Annotated in this window: 16 protein-coding genes; 9 read left to right on the forward strand and 7 right to left on the reverse strand. The window is 44.7% G+C overall.

What is annotated here, in order from left to right; all coding sequences use genetic code 11:
* Positions 1–815, reverse strand: an 815-nt coding sequence (locus NCCP2222_RS12895; RefSeq protein WP_248512756.1) for a PDDEXK-like family protein, incomplete at its 3' end; no start/stop codon positions are given.
* A gap of 282 nt (positions 816–1,097) precedes the next feature.
* Here NCCP2222_RS12895 and NCCP2222_RS12900 point away from each other — a divergent pair.
* A complete protein-coding gene (locus NCCP2222_RS12900) occupies positions 1,098–1,310 on the forward strand; it encodes a hypothetical protein (protein WP_248512757.1) in 213 nt (70 codons plus the stop codon).
* A 137-nt stretch (positions 1,311–1,447) separates the two neighbouring features.
* On the opposite strand, the gene NCCP2222_RS12905 is transcribed toward NCCP2222_RS12900, so the two are convergent.
* The 3 genes from NCCP2222_RS12905 to NCCP2222_RS12915 all read right to left on the reverse strand — a co-directional run bounded on the left by NCCP2222_RS12905 (position 1,448) and on the right by NCCP2222_RS12915 (position 5,482).
* On the reverse strand, positions 1,448–3,010 hold the full coding sequence (locus NCCP2222_RS12905; protein ID WP_248512758.1) for a sodium/solute symporter: 1,563 nt from the start codon (positions 3,008–3,010) through the stop codon (positions 1,448–1,450).
* Between the two features lie 2 nt (positions 3,011–3,012).
* Positions 3,013–3,429, reverse strand: a complete 417-nt coding sequence (locus NCCP2222_RS12910) for a DUF485 domain-containing protein (RefSeq protein WP_248512759.1) — start codon at positions 3,427–3,429, stop codon at positions 3,013–3,015.
* Positions 3,430–3,979: 550 nt separating this feature from the next.
* Entirely contained in the window at positions 3,980–5,482 is a 1,503-nt protein-coding gene (locus NCCP2222_RS12915; protein ID WP_248512760.1) for an S-layer homology domain-containing protein, read from the reverse strand.
* Between the two features lie 252 nt (positions 5,483–5,734).
* On the opposite strand from NCCP2222_RS12915, the gene NCCP2222_RS12920 reads away from it, so the two are divergent.
* Together NCCP2222_RS12920 and NCCP2222_RS12925 are read left to right on the forward strand one after the other, a co-directional pair.
* The gene (locus NCCP2222_RS12920) at positions 5,735–6,742 is read left to right on the forward strand and encodes a GNAT family N-acetyltransferase (RefSeq protein ID WP_248512761.1); all 1,008 of its coding nucleotides are present in this window, start codon (positions 5,735–5,737) and stop codon (positions 6,740–6,742) included.
* 106 nt (positions 6,743–6,848) lie between these two features.
* The gene (locus NCCP2222_RS12925; RefSeq protein WP_248512762.1) at positions 6,849–7,328 is read left to right on the forward strand and encodes a GNAT family N-acetyltransferase; all 480 of its coding nucleotides are present in this window, start codon (positions 6,849–6,851) and stop codon (positions 7,326–7,328) included.
* Between the two features lie 158 nt (positions 7,329–7,486).
* Here NCCP2222_RS12925 and NCCP2222_RS12930 read toward each other — a convergent pair whose 3' ends face one another.
* The gene (locus tag NCCP2222_RS12930; RefSeq protein ID WP_248512763.1) at positions 7,487–9,856 is read right to left on the reverse strand and encodes a polyprenyl synthetase family protein; all 2,370 of its coding nucleotides are present in this window, start codon (positions 9,854–9,856) and stop codon (positions 7,487–7,489) included.
* A 373-nt stretch (positions 9,857–10,229) separates the two neighbouring features.
* On the opposite strand from NCCP2222_RS12930, the gene NCCP2222_RS12935 reads away from it, so the two are divergent.
* Genes NCCP2222_RS12935 through NCCP2222_RS12950 form a run of 4 tightly spaced genes read left to right on the forward strand, consistent with a single transcriptional unit; the run spans position 10,230 to position 14,231 of the window.
* On the forward strand, positions 10,230–11,762 hold the full coding sequence (locus tag NCCP2222_RS12935; RefSeq protein ID WP_248512764.1) for a spore germination protein: 1,533 nt from the start codon (positions 10,230–10,232) through the stop codon (positions 11,760–11,762).
* Complete coding sequence (locus NCCP2222_RS12940) at positions 11,755–12,849, forward strand: GerAB/ArcD/ProY family transporter (RefSeq protein ID WP_248512765.1); 1,095 nt, start codon at positions 11,755–11,757, stop codon at positions 12,847–12,849. The genes NCCP2222_RS12935 and NCCP2222_RS12940 overlap by 8 nt, the downstream gene beginning before the upstream one ends.
* Positions 12,839–14,065 (forward strand): Ger(x)C family spore germination protein, encoded by a 1,227-nt coding sequence (locus NCCP2222_RS12945; protein WP_248512766.1) that lies wholly within the window; start codon positions 12,839–12,841, stop codon positions 14,063–14,065. Before NCCP2222_RS12940 ends, NCCP2222_RS12945 begins: the two co-directional genes overlap by 11 nt.
* Before the next feature lie 4 nt (positions 14,066–14,069).
* On the forward strand, positions 14,070–14,231 hold the full coding sequence (locus NCCP2222_RS12950) for a hypothetical protein (RefSeq protein WP_248512767.1): 162 nt from the start codon (positions 14,070–14,072) through the stop codon (positions 14,229–14,231).
* A gap of 232 nt (positions 14,232–14,463) precedes the next feature.
* Here the strand turns inward: NCCP2222_RS12950 and NCCP2222_RS12955 are convergent, their stop codons facing one another.
* The gene (locus tag NCCP2222_RS12955; RefSeq protein ID WP_248512768.1) at positions 14,464–15,600 is read right to left on the reverse strand and encodes an S-layer homology domain-containing protein; all 1,137 of its coding nucleotides are present in this window, start codon (positions 15,598–15,600) and stop codon (positions 14,464–14,466) included.
* Between the two features lie 311 nt (positions 15,601–15,911).
* Between NCCP2222_RS12955 and NCCP2222_RS12960 the strand changes: the two genes are divergently transcribed.
* A complete protein-coding gene (locus NCCP2222_RS12960; RefSeq protein ID WP_248512769.1) occupies positions 15,912–16,409 on the forward strand; it encodes a YehS family protein in 498 nt (165 codons plus the stop codon).
* Positions 16,410–16,760: 351 nt separating this feature from the next.
* Here the strand turns inward: NCCP2222_RS12960 and NCCP2222_RS12965 are convergent, their stop codons facing one another.
* On the reverse strand, positions 16,761–16,910 hold the full coding sequence (locus NCCP2222_RS12965; protein ID WP_248512770.1) for a hypothetical protein: 150 nt from the start codon (positions 16,908–16,910) through the stop codon (positions 16,761–16,763).
* A 304-nt stretch (positions 16,911–17,214) separates the two neighbouring features.
* On the opposite strand from NCCP2222_RS12965, the gene NCCP2222_RS12970 reads away from it, so the two are divergent.
* On the forward strand, positions 17,215–17,964 hold the full coding sequence (locus NCCP2222_RS12970; RefSeq protein ID WP_248512771.1) for an ABC transporter ATP-binding protein: 750 nt from the start codon (positions 17,215–17,217) through the stop codon (positions 17,962–17,964).
* The last annotated feature ends 4 nt before the right edge of the window (positions 17,965–17,968 follow it).

The raw sequence follows: 17,968 nt of genomic DNA on the forward strand, positions 1-17,968 counted from the left end.
AAATCAATTGTCTCCTTATGACGTAAATATGTATGAAGTACCGCATCCGAATCATCCACTTCTCTCAAATCCGCGTCTTGCCCATGCTGATACAAAAAGTCGACTGCTTCCTTATGGTTCTTATAGAGCGCCATGCCTATTTCATTCAATTCCTCATTTTGAACGAGCTGATCTTCTAAAATATCCACGTAGTAGGAAAGAAACGCATGCACATGCGAATTCATATAATGGACCTGTGAACTCAGCAAGTTCTGTAAGATGCCGAGCACATCGGAATAACCAAGCATCAAATAGTCTTCGTGTGTTGGCTCCTCGTCCAGCAACGTGAGAAAAATCGGGATAATCTTATATCCTTCATAGGTAGAACGCGCAAACTCGATATACTCCTCCAACTGCCCTTCCGATTCGCTCGCCCAGTATTTATTTTCAATTAACACGACGGTTTTATGCACAGCAGAAACCGCCAGCACATCAATCCGTTTCCGGTTGGATGTAGCAAGTTCTTTGTAAACGTCGAGATCATGGTAGGAATGGCTGCACAACTGGAGGACATTGTAATTCGAGAGTTTATCCTCGTCCTCGTAATTGGCTGGATTGACAAAAACCTTCGCCAATAGCTTTTTAATAAAATACGACCCCAAATTGTGATTCTGTCTTGGATCAAGCAACCATGCCAACACATTGGAATGGCGGATTTCATAGTTGTCCACTTGCAGGACTTTGAATGGATTAAACCGATTAAAATGGTTGTCCAAAGTAGTGAAGTCTTGGGAATCCTCTATAAGAGAGAGGATCTGTTGGGATTGGTTCGTCATCCCGGTGCCTCCTTTGTTTATTGTAAGTGACTCGTACCTACACTGATTATGTCATAAAAACACTTGTACAGGGAGTGGACCATTCAGGTGTTGATATATCATAGGAAGACATTTAGTCAGGTAAATCTCTTCTCCACGTATTTTTAATTCCTAGTTTGCCTTAAGCATTGATGCCTTGCTGGGAAGCCTATAAAATCAAAGTATCATATGAATCACAACTTATCGTCTTCAGACCTTGATTGAAAACAAGCAGTCCATATCAATAACCTTGGAGGAATTCGTTTGGCACCTAAGAAATCATTGGCCGATTATCAGAAAGCATATGAGCAAATCATCCATGCAGATCAACCTAGAAGGGATATCCTCCTGGCTGGATTGATGAATGAATTGGTGAAGCAATACAAGATCCCGATGGTCTTAAATGAGGCATGGAAAAGAGAGAATCCGGAGATTGCTTCGATGTACAGAAAATTATCCATCACACGGACACTTTAACGGCCGATCATATAACGTTTTTCAATCAGGCAAGTGTAGAAATAGTCTATAAAAGCACCTGCACGGGATCCAATGCAGGTGCTTTTTCTTTGTTTAAATTAAACTCACTTCCCTCTTAGTGAATCGTTTTTATTCGATTACGAGATTTCTTCTTTAGCATGAACCTTCCGCATGAACAAGTTAACGTCTGCCGGCACTTTCCCATCCAATTTGGATACGATGTAAACTGATAGGAATCCGATTGGAACAGTAATGATGCCTGGGACTCTAAATTGCAAGGCTTCTGGTAAAACCGAAGAGAAAAAGATCATGAACAAAGAAGCTAGTAGTCCCATTACGAGACCTGCAATGGCTCCTTTTTCCGTGATGCCGCGCCACCATATACCAAGTATAAAGATTGGTGCAAATGTGCTTGCCCCAACAGTAAACGCAAGCGCAACAAGGTGACCGATTGATGCAGTTTTGACCAATAAACCAAGTACTCCATAAAACACGCCGAGAAATACGATTGCCCATTTCCCTGCACGAACCCGCTGTTTTTGAGTTAGTTCTTTCTTTGAAAACTTGGCATACAGATCATGGGCGATCGCCCCTGAGCTGGCAATAAACAGGCCCGACAGGTTTGAGAAAATCGCTGCAAATGCACCGGCAATGACAAATCCTAGTAACCATTGGCCGCCAAGTGCTGTAGCGATGGATGGAACAACCATGTTATCTCCACCGGTCACCAAGTTCTTCATCACTTCAGTACTTGCATTTCCTTCTAAGAAGATCGCTCTGCCAACCACTCCGAGATATACCGCAAGTCCGAAGAATAAACTGGCGATTCCTATCGACATAACTGCAGACTTCCGTGCAGCCTTGGCATTTGGGTTCGTATAAAAACGTAATAAAATATGGGGTAACCCAAGAACTCCAAGCGCAAGTCCAATCAACATAGAAATGCTATGCCAAAAGTTTGGATTGAATAAGCCCGATTTGTACCATTGCTCCCCGTTAAAAGCTATATCTTTTCCACCTTCTGTGAAACTGCCTGTGTTCGCAATGGTTCCATTGAATTCACTGATGACAGCCAAGATTTTTTGGTAATGAAATCCGCCATAAATAGCAGCCGCCACCATAATGATAAAAGCGAACAAACGGATCCAAAGCTCTAACGCCTGATTTAATGTGGTTCCCTTCATTCCGCCGACCCCGACATAGAAAATCATGACAAGACTTGTAAATAAAATACCGAACTCATAGGAAGTGCCAAAAAACATACTTAAAATGGATGCAGCCCCAAGCAGCTGCGGTGCTGCATAAAAACCTGAAATCGCTAAAACAACAATGACGGCTATAATCCTGGCACGTTTGCTGTGAAATCGATACGCAACAAAATCAGCAACCGTATACGCCCCTAAACGACGCAAAGGCCCTGCAACAAAGAGTGCCAAAAGTGTTAATCCGATTGAAAAGCTAAAAGTATAAAATGCTCCATCATACCCTATTGAAAAGGTGAGACCGGCGAGACCGAGAAACGTAGCAGCACTCAAGTAGTCTCCTGCAATCGCAGAACCATTGGTGAACCATCCGAATTGACGGCCCCCTACAAAAAAATCGCTTGCATTTTCATTTCTTTTTGACAGATACGTAATGATGACAATTGTCGCTAACAGCAATATCGTAAAAAGATATTTTGGATCAAGGAGTATTTGCATGGTCAAACAGTCTCCTTCTCATTTTCATTTTCAACTGAAGGTGTGGCGGCCTCATTATTCTTCTTTTCTGCAAGTCCGGTTGCTAGTATGGCAGTTCCAACTTTTCTCTCCCACCTCTCGTAGAGTTTTGTGTGAACGAATGCAATAATGAAAGCCATCGCCATAGCAACTATTGTCGTTAAAAACCAACTGGCGGACATTCCCCCGAATAGCTTAGTAAAAGCCCAATCCGGCTTAAACCAATTCATTACCGGAACCGATAGTACAAAAAGAAAATAAATAATAGTCAGCGATAACCCGGTTCGAAATTCGGTCTTAGCAATATACTTTGTTTCCTCATCCAGCTCCGGCAGCTCTTTGATATGAATCGTTTCACAAGGCTCATCTGTCATGACAAATTCCTTTTCTCTCAAATCCATTTCAACTCCCTTGTTATTGGTGTATGTGCTGAATTTGCTTCCAGTCAAACACGCAAGGCTACAAATGCTAAGATGCTAGAGACTGGATTTTACAAGTTGTTGCAAAAATTCTTTCACCCCAGAATCTACACTACTGCGAACGATTTTCCCCATCCCTTTCTTGTTATTTGATTGGCGAAGGTTGACATGAATGACAAATGACCACCTACTATTACAGATTATACCGAACTTTTTAAAAGTTTCAATAAGTATTTATTATTACCATTACATACTGCTTTCTCAAATGGCCGTAGTCTCTAGGAAATTATCACCAAAAGGAAAGAGCTAATTTTAATGGTGTAGTCTTTTAAACAAACTCAATCCAATTACCTAGCTTTATGATCAACCCTGCGAACACGTAGACAAACGGAAAAGACGTCCATTATTGACCCTCGTTAGGTCAACAATGAACGTCTTAAAATAATGCCCATATTAATTGGGAGCAGAGTTATGAACTGCATGCTGACAATTTATCAGACAACACAAAGTCCAATCACCTAACGCTTCCCCCTCATTGCATGTAATCATGGATGTACGGCCGAACCGTCACATGCAAAATGGTACCTAGCTGCTCAACTTGGATAGACACCCCTTCAAAGTAGAGAAAGTCGTCTCCAGGATAGGCGAGCACACGGTCATCCGGCAATTCAACTTGAAAGGTTCCACTTTTCTTCGCTTCCGCACGGAAAATGTTGGTGCCTTTCTCCCTTGTTACGACAGCAATCTGCTCAGAGCCTTTCGGGATAGTAAACTTTCCGACTTTGTGTCCAGGTTTCACAGAGTAATAATCGTCATTACTTAAGTCAACCGAGTGGGATGTCCTTTCCATCAAAGTCTGGATATCATAATAGAAGCGAGCCGTTTCTTGCTTTGCCTCTATACCATACCGGATTTTCTTGCCGCTTTTGTAGTGTACGGTGGCAATGTACTGGCCCGGTTTATCAATATCGATACAGAGATGGTCAATGATGCCCTTTTTGCAATACTTAAATGCCACGCTATCTGACAGCTGCTCTCCTTCCATTGTCGCAAGCGAAACTTGTTCCACTTGCTTCGTCTGCTCCTGTGTCATTTCAAGACCCGCTGCAGTTGGGAATTGGTCGTCCGTCTCTTCCAACGTCACACTCCATTCGCCATCCGTTTTCTTGACATGTACATAATACTTCTTGTAGTTCTTTTCATCTGGAAAATACGTACTGCCTTCACCGAAGCTAAGCGTGCCCGTCCCTTCTTTGAGTGGGACGATTTGCAGGCGGTCGCCCGTGTAACCAGCAGGTGTCTTTCTTCCCGTCACCAATGCGGCCTTGAATACGCCTGGGTTTTTCTCTTGATCATTGAACCACTCAATCTTATTCCAACCGAATTCATTTGCCTGTAGTGTCTTCATCTGCGGCTTCGACTCTTCCGCTGCCTTGAGCATTTTGGCTGCCTGCCCTCTCGTAATGGAAGCATTCGGACTAAAAGTCGTTGGCGTTGTTCCTGTCGTAATGCCGAGATGGTAGATAATTAAGATGTTCTGGCTATGCGAAATGTAAGAATAATTTTTCACATCCTTGAACGGGTTATCTTTATCCTCTATAGCATACCGAGGCAAATCGAACGCTTTGACAAGAATGGACGCCATTTGTCCCCGCTTGATCGGATCATTAGGTCCAAATCGGCCATCCTCATAGCCGCCGATGATTTCTTTCTCTGCCAGCGCGGCAATCGCCTTATAGTAGCCATTTTCCGGGGAAACATCCTTAAAACCAGGATTCTTCACCTGATCCGTATCCAGCTCAAGCATCTTCGTAATGATGGCTGCGGCCTGTCCCCTCGTAATGGGATTGCCCGGCTTGAACGTACCATCTGGATACCCGCCAATAATATTTCGTCCTGCCAGTTCATAGACCGCTTCTGCGAAATGCTTCGTCTGCGGCACATCAGAAAATTGGGTGGTGCCAGCAGCAGTTCCGGTTACTGGCAAACTAACCGTAAGCAACAATGCAACAAATAGCACAATTAGTTTCTTCAATTATTTCATCCTCTCTGTTTACATACTAATCTTGGAAGTACCGTATAGACGAGAGATTTCAGGAAAAGTTTCAAAGAAAATGAAAAAGAAAAAGATGTTCATTTCTGACGAGAATTGTCCGGTGAATGCACGCAGATTAGATCCAGATTCGAATCAAGCAAGCTGTTCCATTACTAGGAAAATTGCTATAATTATATGTAAGTGCATTGATTGATTACTAGTCAGACCCAATTCAAGAAGAGGAAGATGACGATGAATGAAACAAATAACATAGCCAGTATTGTCAGGCTGCGAGACATGAAAGTACCAAATGATTATCCGCATGTCGCTGTGCTATTTAACACAATTGAACCCGATTCCATAACCGCCCAATCGCTAGAGGAAGAAGATCTGCATGTGCCCGTAACTTCAAACCTGACACGCAATGAACATGGCATCTTGGCCGGCTTCGGCAGAACGAGAGTCGTAGCAGAGAACGAAGAAGGGGCAATCATTGGGTATGGTGCAGCGTTCCGCGCCCCATGGACCGATCCCGGCCAGGTCGGAAGTACGTTCTGTGTGCATCCCGATTATCGCAGACAAGGAATCGGCAATATGCTTCTGGCCCATATCGAAAACTGGGCGAACGAACGGCAGGCTTCCATGCTGTTATCCACTGTCCATGACTGGATCGATGACTCCCTTCCATTTGTTACAAAGAGAGGATTCCAACTCGATGCGCATGTGTTTGATCTACTTCTCGACCTTCGCTCTTATGATCATGTGCAGAAGGACACCGCAGAACAAGCGAAAAGATCGGGCATTCGATTCACCACGTTCGCGGAAGTACATGGAGAAGATTCGGAGCAAAAATTGTACGAGTTATGTGTCGAAACAGCGAAAGACAACCCAGGGCAATTCGGAAGCCTGCCGCCGCTTGAACAATGGCGAAACGAGTTTCTGCCAAACGATATTTCGCGCGACGACTGGATTTTCATCGCACTGGACGGAGATCGTTTCGTAGGCGTCACTCAATTATTCACAACAGACGAAGCAGGAGTGCTGTATACGAACTACACGGGAGTTCAAATGGAATATCGAGGACGCGGCATCGCAAAAGCGTTGAAACAGCTGTCAATTGAATGCGCCCTGAAGGAAGGGGCTCATACCTTGACGACGGATGCCGAAGAGTCCAACGCGCCAATGCAAGCAATTAATCGCAGCTTCGGTTTTCTGCCTGGAAAAGGACATTATCGGATTTTGAAGCAATTGAAAGGATGAGTTGAGGGCAATACAGCGGCCATCTTTTCAAAGATGAAGTGTCATTGTAGTCAATTACAGAGGCAGCTATTATGGATGTAACCTATTACCCTTCGGAGGATGAATCATGCGAATACGTGAAATTGAGATGAAAGACAATGTGGCCATTGAGCGGATCATCAAAGCATCATTGGAATCCTATCAGCTGGATATCCCCGGAACTGCTTATTTCGATCCGCAACTTGGAAATCTCGCGGATTACTATAATAACGAGCCGAACGCAAAGTATTGGGTGTTGGTGGATGAAGCGGAGCAAGTGGCAGGCGGTGTGGGCATTGCCCGATTCGGGAAGACGGGTGCGATTTGCGAATTACAGAAGCTTTATATCAAACCGGAAGCCCAAGGCATGGGCTACTCAAAAAAACTGATGGAAACGGCGCTGGCATTTGCCAAGGAACATTACACTCACTGTTATTTGGAGACGATGGATAAACTTGAAATGGCAAATCACCTATATGCAAAACTCGGCTTCCAGCGGCTCGAGCGTCCGCTGGATGGGTCGGATCATTCCACAATGGATCGGTGGTATTTGAAGGAATTAGTGTAGTAATAGAATGACTGTCGACAACGGCGTCTGTTCAAGGATGTAATCTATTAACTTACTGCCTTTTTTCAGGAATGAATGAAATGGTTGTATGAATCAGTGCCTGTAGATGATTCGACAAAGTAAAAAGCCGGTCAAACCGGCTTTTCTTCGCGCTTCATTTAGTTGTCCCTATTCACTATATAACTTAAAAAGTGTTCCAAATAACTTGTTTTGTGATGCATCTGTTGCAACAATTCCATGGCGGTGCAGTAGTGATCCCACATCGCTTTGCGGGCTCCGTTAGCGCCTAGGACCGATACGAAGGTCGAGTGATTATTTTCGGCGTCTTTCCCAGTTGGCTTACCAAGTGAAGCCATGTCGCCTTCAATGTCGAGCAAGTCATCCTTGATTTGAAAAGCGATGCCGGCATGATAGGCAAATCGTTTTAACCCTTCCAGTTCTGATTCCTGTTTTCCTGCTAAGATTGCAGGCATGACGAGTGTAGCCTCGAATGCTAGGCCGGTTTTATAAAAGCACATGGTATGTAACTGATCCAAAGTCAATTGCCTGCCTTTTGAATTCAAGTCCATCGCTTGGCCTTTACACATTTCCGTTGTCACCCCAGCCGAATAGCGGATTAGACGCAGCACAGCTTGCGAATTAAACTGGTCGAGTGACGCTTGTTCCTCCACCGCCTTTTGGCTTAAGTAAAGACCTGCTAGTTCAGCTACAGCCGTGTTATATACGTGATGTACCGTCGGACGTCCCCTACGAAAGGACGAATTGTCTTGGGACGGCAAGTCATCAAAGATGAGGGATGCTGTATGCATATATTCCAATGATTTTAGTAAAGGCATGATGGCAGACGGATCCAACCCGTATTCATGAACGCCCATAACCCATGTCATGATGGGGCGAAGTCGCTTTCCATCCCCTTGCAGGCTGTAATTAGCAGCCTCGATGACCGCTTCCTCTAAGAAAGATTCGCTTCCGTCTTCCGGAATATGTAAAGCTGCATTGATTTGGCCGCGTAGCGCATCAATCGTTTCTAAAAAGGCTTCCTGTTCTTTAGCTTTCGCTTTGAAATTAGCTATCATATGATCACGCAGCAGTTTATCAAAGAACTCGACATCATCTGCTTTGCGGACCATCTTTTGGATAAGCCGATCGAATGTAGAATGCCCAGTTGCAAATACTCGCATCACTTCGTTGTATGTTTCGTCTCCCATCCGTTCTTTAAAGCGTTTTAATCCATTCACTGCACGGTTGAGCATGACGTCACATGTCTTCTTATCCGAATCATACACATTATGAATCAAATGACAGATGACCGTCCAGTAGAGTTCATAAGGATTGATGAGATCCGGCCGCGTCGTATGATATTTCATGTAATACGTATATGGCGTTACCGCGCCAGCTTTGAGGTCCTCAAACATATCCGCGAAATCATCGGCCAGCTGGTTGTAAATCCCATAAAAGAACGTTCGTTTATCAAACCCGTTATCTTCTTCGACGCTAAGAATCGAACGAGCCATCAAACGAGAAGAAGCAGACTTTAAAATAACCGGAACATAAAGATCTTCATTCGTATAGGTTGCGTCGAGTATATTCTTTTCCCTGTCCACTTCCTGCGATTGAAAAAACACATAGGACTGTTCGAGAAAGTCAGCTTTAGTCTCTTGCTGTATATGGTCTTCAATATAGGCAAAAGCATCACAAAGCTCCGAATGGATGGAACGAATCAGCTCCTCGTTTTCTCCTGCCCAATTCTTTAATTCGGGTACAAATCCCGTCATAAGGGTGGATCGTATCAAATCGGAATATTGTCTTTTCTCTTCATCGGATAAAACATCCGAGTCCAGCAGATCATCAATGAACGGATACGTCAGGCCATACGAATAACCCAAACGGATTGCTTCATCCAATCGCCGAGCCCGCACTTCAGCTGGAATCTCCTCCCCCATCTCTTCCATCTGGTGCAAGACGACTCCTGCCACGATCTTACTGAGCTTCCGCTTTGCTTCGTCTGCATCCATCCCTTCCGGAATTATGGAGGATACTACCTTCAACTTGTTCAGTAACCAGATGACTGTCGTCTCAACGCCTTCCTTCTGCGCCCAACGATATAACCCCGCCATGCTGAAAATCTCTGCTTTCCCACCATTCTCCGACGAATGCATAAGGTGCTCTTTTAAATCAGCAACGATAAGCTGAATCCGGCTCTGGGTTTCTGGTGAATGAAGTGATTTGCCTAGATCACGTAAGAAAATGTAAGAAATGCTTCGATCTAAATAGCTATCAAGTTTTCCGGAATGATTAAGCCAGTGAAGATAACGGTGATATCCGAGTGAATGGGATTTTCTCTTTCCACGCGAAAACAATGAATAATGGTGAATATGATTCTGTTTCCACGCCTGTATATCTTTCGTTAAGGTAGTAGCATAAATCTGATTGGAAAGCTGTTCACAAAGTGTTGCAAAATATTCTGCGGCCTTCTTCTCAGCAAGCTGATACACCGCATCGGCATTCTCTTGTAATCTAACATTCATACTACATTCCCTCTACTTCTTGTTTTTTAGTATCTATGAACTGAATCAACTCCACTATATGCTATAGGACGGCATGGTTTGCATGATGGGTGCATTTTCGCGTGCCTCCCCAGCGGGTCAACAGGGGCAGTTATGTTAATCGAATCAGATGGTCTCCTCACTTGCGGTTCTCCAGGAGCCGGTTCATAACTTTTATATTTCTGGTCATACAATTGGTTCTGATCTTTCAGAACCCATTTCAGCTGCTCCAACATTTAGTAAAGAGTCCTTGTCAACAGATCCTCAGCTTGCCGAGCGCGAATAAAAACCAATTATATTGGCAACTACTTGTTTATGCTAAGCTGCTTTCCAAAAGGAATGGAGGAGATTATGCTTGACAAAAGAACCTTCTTCATCTAGAAATCAAACGAAGAATGATTCCTTATTCACTGATGATTTTCAACATAATATCACTCTTATATATGAAGCCTTCTCTTATCCCACCAACCAATCTCTAAAAACGCGCCAGTTTTCTGCACTGCAAGGGACGATGAGTGGCATCCTCTTTTTTCTGGAAGGAACCGTTGAAGAGACGACCGTTGAGACCCATGTCATGAAACCTCTTTACGAATTATCGGATAAGCCTGAGGATGGAAAGGTAGTAGACATGCTTGCAAACAGTGTTCTGCTGACGACGGCCATAAGGGAAATTGTCCGTTTGCAGGATGCCGTTCACGATCTGTTGAACGGAAACTGCCTCATCCTCTTGGAGAACGAAAAGATTGCCATCTCTGCGAATACAGCCAGTTTTGAAAAACGTGTTGTTTCAGAACCGACTGTGGAAAATGTAGTCCGCGGGCCAAAAGAGGCTTTTATCGAGTCCATGGCTGTCAATCAATCCTTACTTCGCAGGCAGGTTAAAGACAGCCGCCTGATTTGTGAAAACATGACTGTCGGTGATGTTTTTTCGAATGAAGTCTCCATTATGTATATTAAAGGAATAGCCGATGACAAGTTAATAAAAGAGGTCAAGCAGAAAGTGGAGGGCATCCAAACAGATGTGATTCAAAACCTTTCTATTCTCGAGCAATTCATCGAGAGCAGAACGTATTCCCTCGTTCCATCCACCTTAATGACGGAACGTCCCGACCGGGCAACCTCATTTCTGCTGGGCGGCCATATCCTTCTGCTGATGAATAATTCGCCATATGCCCTGATCGTCCCCATTACCTTTTGGTCCTTATTCCATACGGCAGAGGACCAATATTTGCGCTGGGCCAATGTCAATTTCATAAGAATCATCAGTATACTCGCCATTTTCATCGCCATTTTTACACCCTCGATCTATCTGGCTGCCAGCACGTTCCATGTCGAAATGTTGCCGCCCGATCTGTTATTCGCCATTGCGGCAACGAGGGAAATCGTTCCAATCCCCGTATTGTGGGAGATCATTCTGCTTGAGTTCACTTTTGAGATTTTGCGTGAAGCCGGGATTCGGATTCCTTCTGTGATTGGCCCGACCATCGGGATTGTCGGAGCATTGATCTTAGGACAGGCCGCGGTACAGGCGAATCTTGTAAGCCCGATTATTGTCATCGTCGTTGCCATCACGGGCTTGTCTTCGTTTGTCATCCAGGATCTGTCGTTAAACTTCATGATCCGGATTTTACGGTTCTTGTTCATTTTCATTGCTAATTTTATGGGGTTTTTCGGCATCTTCCTTGCCGTTGCCTGCACAATCGCGTATATGTCTTCCTTGAAATCGTTTAACGTGCCTTTCTTTTCGCCGCTCGCTCCGTATTTCCACTCACAAAGAGGTGTGGTTTTTAGGAAGCCCGTTTGGAAACAAGCTCTTGTTCCTTTCTTTTCAAACAGCCGGTATAAGAAAAAGGTCAGCAATCCGAAAGTAGGTTCAAGGGATGATTAGGGTAAACAACGGCTTAATCCGCAAACGGGAGCTCACAGCCATCGTCATATTCCTATATGTGATTCAGCTGATGAACACTACACCTGACACGCTCTTTAAATTCGGGAAAAATGCGGCCTGGGTCCTTCCCATCATCTCCTTTGCCGTTATGCTCATCCCGTTTCTAGTCTTGCTGTACATCGTGAAGAAGCATGATGCCGGGCTTGTAGAACTGGTCTTTTCGCTGCTAGGGAAACGGATCGGTTCGTTCGTCATGTTCCTCTTTTTTCTCATCATTTTCAGCGCATTGATGATAAACAGCCGCAATTACACAGATGTTTTCAATACTATGTTTTATTCGAAGACCCCAGTTCCCTATCTGTACGTGATGCTCATCGGCGCAAGTTTCTATATAGCGAACCGAGGCTTGGAAAACATCGGCCGGACCGCCTGGATATTATGCCCGCTCTATTTATTTGTAACGTATATCCTTATCTTTTTCATCTTGGAGGATTTTTCAGTGGAACGGATCTATCCGATTGCCGGGCCGGGGCTTGATGTGCTGTTGAAAAAGGGAACGACCTACAGTTCAATCTATGGGGAAAGCATCCTCCTTTTTGCACTCTATCCGTTTGTCCATAAGTTTAAGGATTTTCGGATTGGCGTACTGTATGGCTGGATTATCGGGGTCGCATCTCTCGCATTCTTCATGGTGATCTATGTATCGATATTTGATTTTCCGGCAGTCCAAGATATCGCATATCCTTTTCAACAATTAACGAGGATGGCGACCCTTGGGACAATTGGCCATCTTGAATCCATTTACTTAGCGACTTGGACAGTGGCTTCCGCCATTCACTTTTCTATTTACTTGTACTTAGCCGCTTTTTTCCTTTCAAAAATGCTGAAACTGAAGGAATTTGAACCTTTGCTGCTGCCGATAGCCGGGCTCTGTGTTTTGGCAGGTTTGATTTCCCCTAACATCTTTGTCGGAAATGCGCTTCGGGAAACGCTGATTCAAACAAGTACCGGCATTCTCGTTCTGTTTCCATTTATCTTATGGGGCATCGACCGCTTTAAAGGAGGTAAGAAAGCAAATGCGGGATAAATGGCTGATCATTTTGCTGCCTTCTCTTGCCCTCCTCTCCGGGTGTTGGGATAAGATCGAGCTGGAGGAGCGGGGATATGCTGTAGTGCTCGGGCTGGATAAAAGCGAAGAGGATCATATGGTGGATGTCACGTTCCAGATTGAAAACCCACAAGTCGGATCCACAAGTCAGTCCGTGGCTCAAAACGAACCGCCGAGTGACATTTTGACGATCACTGCGACGGATATCATTTCAGCGAAAGAATTGGCGAACAGCATTGTATCCAGGGAAATCGATCTGTCCCAGCTGCAGACGATCATTATTGGCGAGGAATTTGCGAGAAGCGATTATTTCAATAACATTATCGGTTCGTCTGTCCGTGACCCTGAAATACGGCGGAAAATGATGCTGATAGTCAGTAAGGAAAAAGCAAGCGAGTTCATCCACTCGAATCATTCCAAGCTGGAAACACGGCCCCACAAGTATTATTCCTTCATGCGGGACCGTTGGAAGGATACTGGGTATGTGCCGCTGTCCGATTTGAATCGTTACTTCCAACGGACTGCAAATGCCCTGTTCCTCGTCATTTACGCATCGACGGAAAAGGAACCCGAAATCCGGAAATCATCAGACAACTACAAAGCGGGACAGGTTCCGCAAGAGGCTGGCGATCCTGCGCAAATGATCGGGTCGGCCGTTTTCCAAAATGGGAAGATGATCGGAACCTTAACCGGCGAGGAGACGCGGTATGTCCTGTTATTGCGAAAAAAAAGCATAGCGAATCATTACGTTGATTCTTTCAAAGATCCCATAGATAATGATCGGAAGATTTCCGTACGCCTGCTGAAGGAAAAGAAGACAACCGTGAAGGTCGATGTGGAGAAAGCAAACCCTGAAGTACGGGTACACGTACCGATCACGGTCCAAGTTCTGTCGTCCCCTAGCTTACACAACTACGCGTACACAAAAGAAAGGCAGAGAATGCTAAAAGAAGAAATCCATGAAGATTTGCATGCGAAAATAATGCAGCTGATTAAAAAAACACAAGAAGAATTTGGGGGCGAACCATTCATATGGTTCCAGCTCGCCCGCCGCGAATTTTGGACAATGGATGCCTATGAAGACTATGATTGGCAGAAAAAATACCGAAATGCAGACATCCAAGTAGAACTTGACATCACCATTGAAAGTTTCGGAAGCCAGCTAAAACCACCGCATGTCGGAAGAGGAGATTAATGGAATGACGATACTATTATTCGCGCTATTCATGTATGTCGCCTATTACACCATACGCTACGGCCTGAAAGTTTGGGGAGAAGGACAGAAGTTCGCAGGCCTGTTCATTTATTTCCTTGCGGCGTGCATACTCGGTCTGGCCTTCTGGCATAAGTATTTTGCATAAAGCACTCAAAAAAACGACGAAAACGGCCACACACACTATTATTTGTAGACAATGCATAAACTCGAAACGGCAAATTACCTAAATGCAAAACTCGGCTTCCAACGGATTGTACGTCCGCTATAAATGAGATGGTGGTTGAGACAATGTCTGTGAAATATGGGACAACGTAAAGAAGAAGCCGGTCAATCCAGCTTCTTCTTTTACAGTGTAATTGTAGCCCCGTCACCAATGATCAGTTTCCAGCCGTCCCCCACTGTTCATAATGGCGTTCCAACCCTTTTTGCCCGAATACCGTTCGGATGAAGAACTCTTCCGCGCGCTTTGTTCGCACATGCAAATTGGAGCTGTTCAAGCAGAGCTCTTCCAGACACCATACATAGTACTCAGAGTCATAGATGCCCGTCAGTGTAATATATTCTTGTTGCACCTTCGAGAAATCGCCTGCCGCCCACCGATTCAACATCTGCTCCATTTCAGAATCCTTTTTGACGAACCGTTGCAAATACGCAATGTTCTCCTTTGTCATCTGCCCGTAGCCGGAACTCGCAGGAAACAGATCGATTTCACGGTCATCCCAATATGGCGCTTTATTCATCTTCTCCATCATGAGAGAATCGGCCGGGTAGCGCGTCACCTTCTGATCGAGCAGCCGCATCATCTGATACGCAAGGAAATCATCGCGTTTCTTCAATTGCTCTTCCGTGACGGCGCCCAACTGTCCACGAAGAGGCTTTGCAGGTTCTGCCGGGTCCACGGCATCGTTCATATGCAAGGTCCGGTGCAGGAACACGGCATAATGGGCGCGCGTAACGGGTTTATCGGGATAATACTTCCCGTAGTCGCCTGTAGTGATCGCATTCGAATAAAGGGCACGGATATATTCACTCGCCGGATGGGTCTTCGGCACGTCCTTGAAATCCAGATCCGACTGCACGTCCAATTTGAATGCAATGGCTAACACCTTCGCCATCTCGGCACGGGTGATCGGCTCATTCGGATACAAATTGCCTTTCTTGTCCGGCGCGAAAATACCAGCCTGCTGCAGTTTTTTAATATCGTTATAATACGGATTTTTCGTGGAAACGTCTTTGAACGGCACAAACTTATTCCGCGCCGGCAGTTTCACCGCACGGTTGACGAGAGCCGCCGCCTGCTTTCGGCTGATCGATTCGTCCGGCTTGAAATCGCCATTCGGATACCCGCTAATAATATTACGGTCACGCATCTCATGAATGATGTCCACGTATGGGCTGTTTTTCGACACATCATTAAACGGATTGGCGACCGCCGCCTCCCCCTCGACCGGCATACTTATGACAGGCACGATCAGTGCCGCTGCCAATACAAATTTACAAAGTTTCTTCTTCATCCAACTTCCTCCTATGATGTCACGCGAGTATCTAATCAGCGTACAGACGCCGATTTCCGGAAAAAGTTTCAAACTGTTTTTTTGAATTTGAAAAGCGGAACTCCAGACAGACTTCGAGAATTGTAAATGAGCACTTATTGAGGAAGGCCGTCCATTAAATCCACTCCTTATGAATGGAACGCATGCCTGGAAGGATGGAGTGTGATATTATTAGGCTGAACTTGATTCAATCCATACAAGCCACACAGAAAATGACGGTACGTTAGACGAAGTTAATTTGCAGATACAGATTCTACACAGGAGGACTATAAATGAATAATAATGATAGATTGATTCGATTACGCTATGCGTTGAATTTTACGGACACTGAAATGGTAGACATTTTTAAGCTGGGTGGCAGTGAAGTGACAAAAGAGGATATCCGCCTATTGCTAACAAAATCAAATGACGAAGCTGAAGATGTATTGCAGCTGCCATGTACGAATCGAATGCTCGATTCATTTTTAAATGGGTTGATTGTCTATAAAAGAGGAAAACAAGAGCCTAAACCAGGACAACAACCTCCGAATCCGGCAAGTGCTGCCGTCACGAATGAATCTGTTAATAATATCCTGCTCAAGAAAGTGAAGATAGCACTCGCGTTAACAAGTGAGGATATGCTTGCTATTTTAGAGAAGGCAGGAGTCAGCATCTCAAAAGGCGAACTAAGCGCTGTGTTGAGAAAAGAAGGGCACAAGAATTACAAACCGTGCCTCGATCGATACGCTAGAAACTTTTTAAAAGGATTGGCTCTAACCTACAGGGGTTGAATCGGGTGCCTGGTACTGCGGCAATAGGGAAGCTGCTGTACCAGGCATTTTTTTATGAAAGGTTAAAGGGATGAAAACGTAAAGGAATATGTGATTTCAAGTCACCATCCAGCAATCTACTGACGAATCCCGCCGAAATGGTGAAACCGTCTATCTATTGAAAAGTGGTTATGCTGCACAGCCTGTATGACACAGGCCTTATCTGGCTCTACAACTTATTCAGTTCATGAGACATGACGAAAGATGACAAAAATTGATTGTAAGAGCTCCTAGAGAAAAGATGAAGCCAATCTAAAAACCATCCTCACAGCAGCAACGGCTTAAGGGATGGTTCAATGCAAACGGAATCGATTATAAAGCAGCAATACGATCACGATCACCCGCAGTCAGTTCAAAGTCGAAAATGGCTAAGCACTGGGCTTGGCGTTCGACCACAAAAATATAAAGCAAAATGCCGATCAGCTCAGCATGTTGATCGGCATTTTCCGTGTTTTGAAACACGCCGACTTTACCTTGTAATCTTACGTTTCAATCGCTGTCTATTCATACTTCGACAAACGCAAACCAACCTTTTCACTTTTTATTATCATTACTCGCGGAAGTTATCGGTATTTCCCGGGAAATGAAACTACCTGTCGACTTCCGTAGAATAGCTAACCATAGTGCTTGCCAGCGATGAAGTATTCGGTACCTGCGCTCTGCTTAGTTGGAGAATCTTAAGGAATTCTTCATACTTCCCCCCACTTTTTCGAAATAACTAATTGCTACACTTAAAAAGCTCAGCAAATTAAGAGGAGGACGTTACATGAAAACTATATTAACCGCTTCCCGACTTAAAAAAGTGTACGGGAGCAAGAAGAGCAACCACTATACCGCATTGCAGGATATTTCCTTTTCAATACGAGAAGGTGAATTTGTTGGAATCATGGGTCCCTCAGGTTCAGGCAAGACCACTCTCTTGAATATCCTATCGACATTGGATCAGGCAACAAGCGGTACTATATCAATTGACGGCATCGTCCTCTCCGCCATGAACGAAGACCAATTGTCCGAATTCCGCTCAAAAAGGCTCGGTTTTATCTTTCAGGACTTCAACCTATTGGAAAACATGACGGTGTTCGAGAATATCTCGCTTCCTTTGTCCCTCCACGGTCATCCTCCTGGTGTAATTAAGGAACGTGTCACTAAACTCGCCGCCACACTTAGTATAGAAGGCGTTCTTGACAAATTCCCTTCTGAAATATCTGGTGGTCAAAAACAGCGAACCGCCATTGCGAGAGCGTTGATCCACAGACCGGCCCTTGTCCTCGGTGACGAGCCAACTGGCGCCCTTGATTCCAAAAATGCGACAACCCTGCTGGAAACTCTTTCAACCTTGAATGAGGAAGAACAGGTCTCCATTGCAATGGTGACTCACGATGCAAAAAGCGCCAGTTATTGCAGCCGCCTGTTTTTCATTCAGGATGGAAACATTATCAGAGAGTTGAAGCGGACCCAAACACGTGAACGTTTCTACGATGAAATCGTTGACGTCGTTTCGGAACTCGGGAGGTAGACAT

Origin of the sequence: Sporosarcina sp. NCCP-2222, from assembly GCF_023168145.1 — a bacterium.
Lineage (GTDB): Bacteria > Bacillota > Bacilli > Bacillales_A > Planococcaceae > Sporosarcina.

What these genes read in the sequence shown, in the direction of transcription:
- NCCP2222_RS12910 (WP_248512759.1), bottom strand. Translation starts at nt 3,429, where the DNA reads ATGGATTTGAGAGAAAAGGAATTTGTCATGACAGATGAGCCTTGTGAA.
- NCCP2222_RS12960 (WP_248512769.1), top strand. Translation starts at nt 15,912, where the DNA reads ATGAATAATAATGATAGATTGATTCGATTACGCTATGCGTTGAATTTT.
- NCCP2222_RS12950 (WP_248512767.1), top strand. Translation starts at nt 14,070, where the DNA reads ATGACGATACTATTATTCGCGCTATTCATGTATGTCGCCTATTACACC.
- NCCP2222_RS12905 (WP_248512758.1), bottom strand. Translation starts at nt 3,010, where the DNA reads ATGCAAATACTCCTTGATCCAAAATATCTTTTTACGATATTGCTGTTA.
- NCCP2222_RS12930 (WP_248512763.1), bottom strand. Translation starts at nt 9,856, where the DNA reads ATGAATGTTAGATTACAAGAGAATGCCGATGCGGTGTATCAGCTTGCT.
- NCCP2222_RS12955 (WP_248512768.1), bottom strand. Translation starts at nt 15,600, where the DNA reads ATGAAGAAGAAACTTTGTAAATTTGTATTGGCAGCGGCACTGATCGTG.
- NCCP2222_RS12920 (WP_248512761.1), top strand. Translation starts at nt 5,735, where the DNA reads ATGAATGAAACAAATAACATAGCCAGTATTGTCAGGCTGCGAGACATG.
- NCCP2222_RS12970 (WP_248512771.1), top strand. Translation starts at nt 17,215, where the DNA reads ATGAAAACTATATTAACCGCTTCCCGACTTAAAAAAGTGTACGGGAGC.
- NCCP2222_RS12925 (WP_248512762.1), top strand. Translation starts at nt 6,849, where the DNA reads ATGCGAATACGTGAAATTGAGATGAAAGACAATGTGGCCATTGAGCGG.
- NCCP2222_RS12940 (WP_248512765.1), top strand. Translation starts at nt 11,755, where the DNA reads ATGATTAGGGTAAACAACGGCTTAATCCGCAAACGGGAGCTCACAGCC.
- NCCP2222_RS12945 (WP_248512766.1), top strand. Translation starts at nt 12,839, where the DNA reads ATGCGGGATAAATGGCTGATCATTTTGCTGCCTTCTCTTGCCCTCCTC.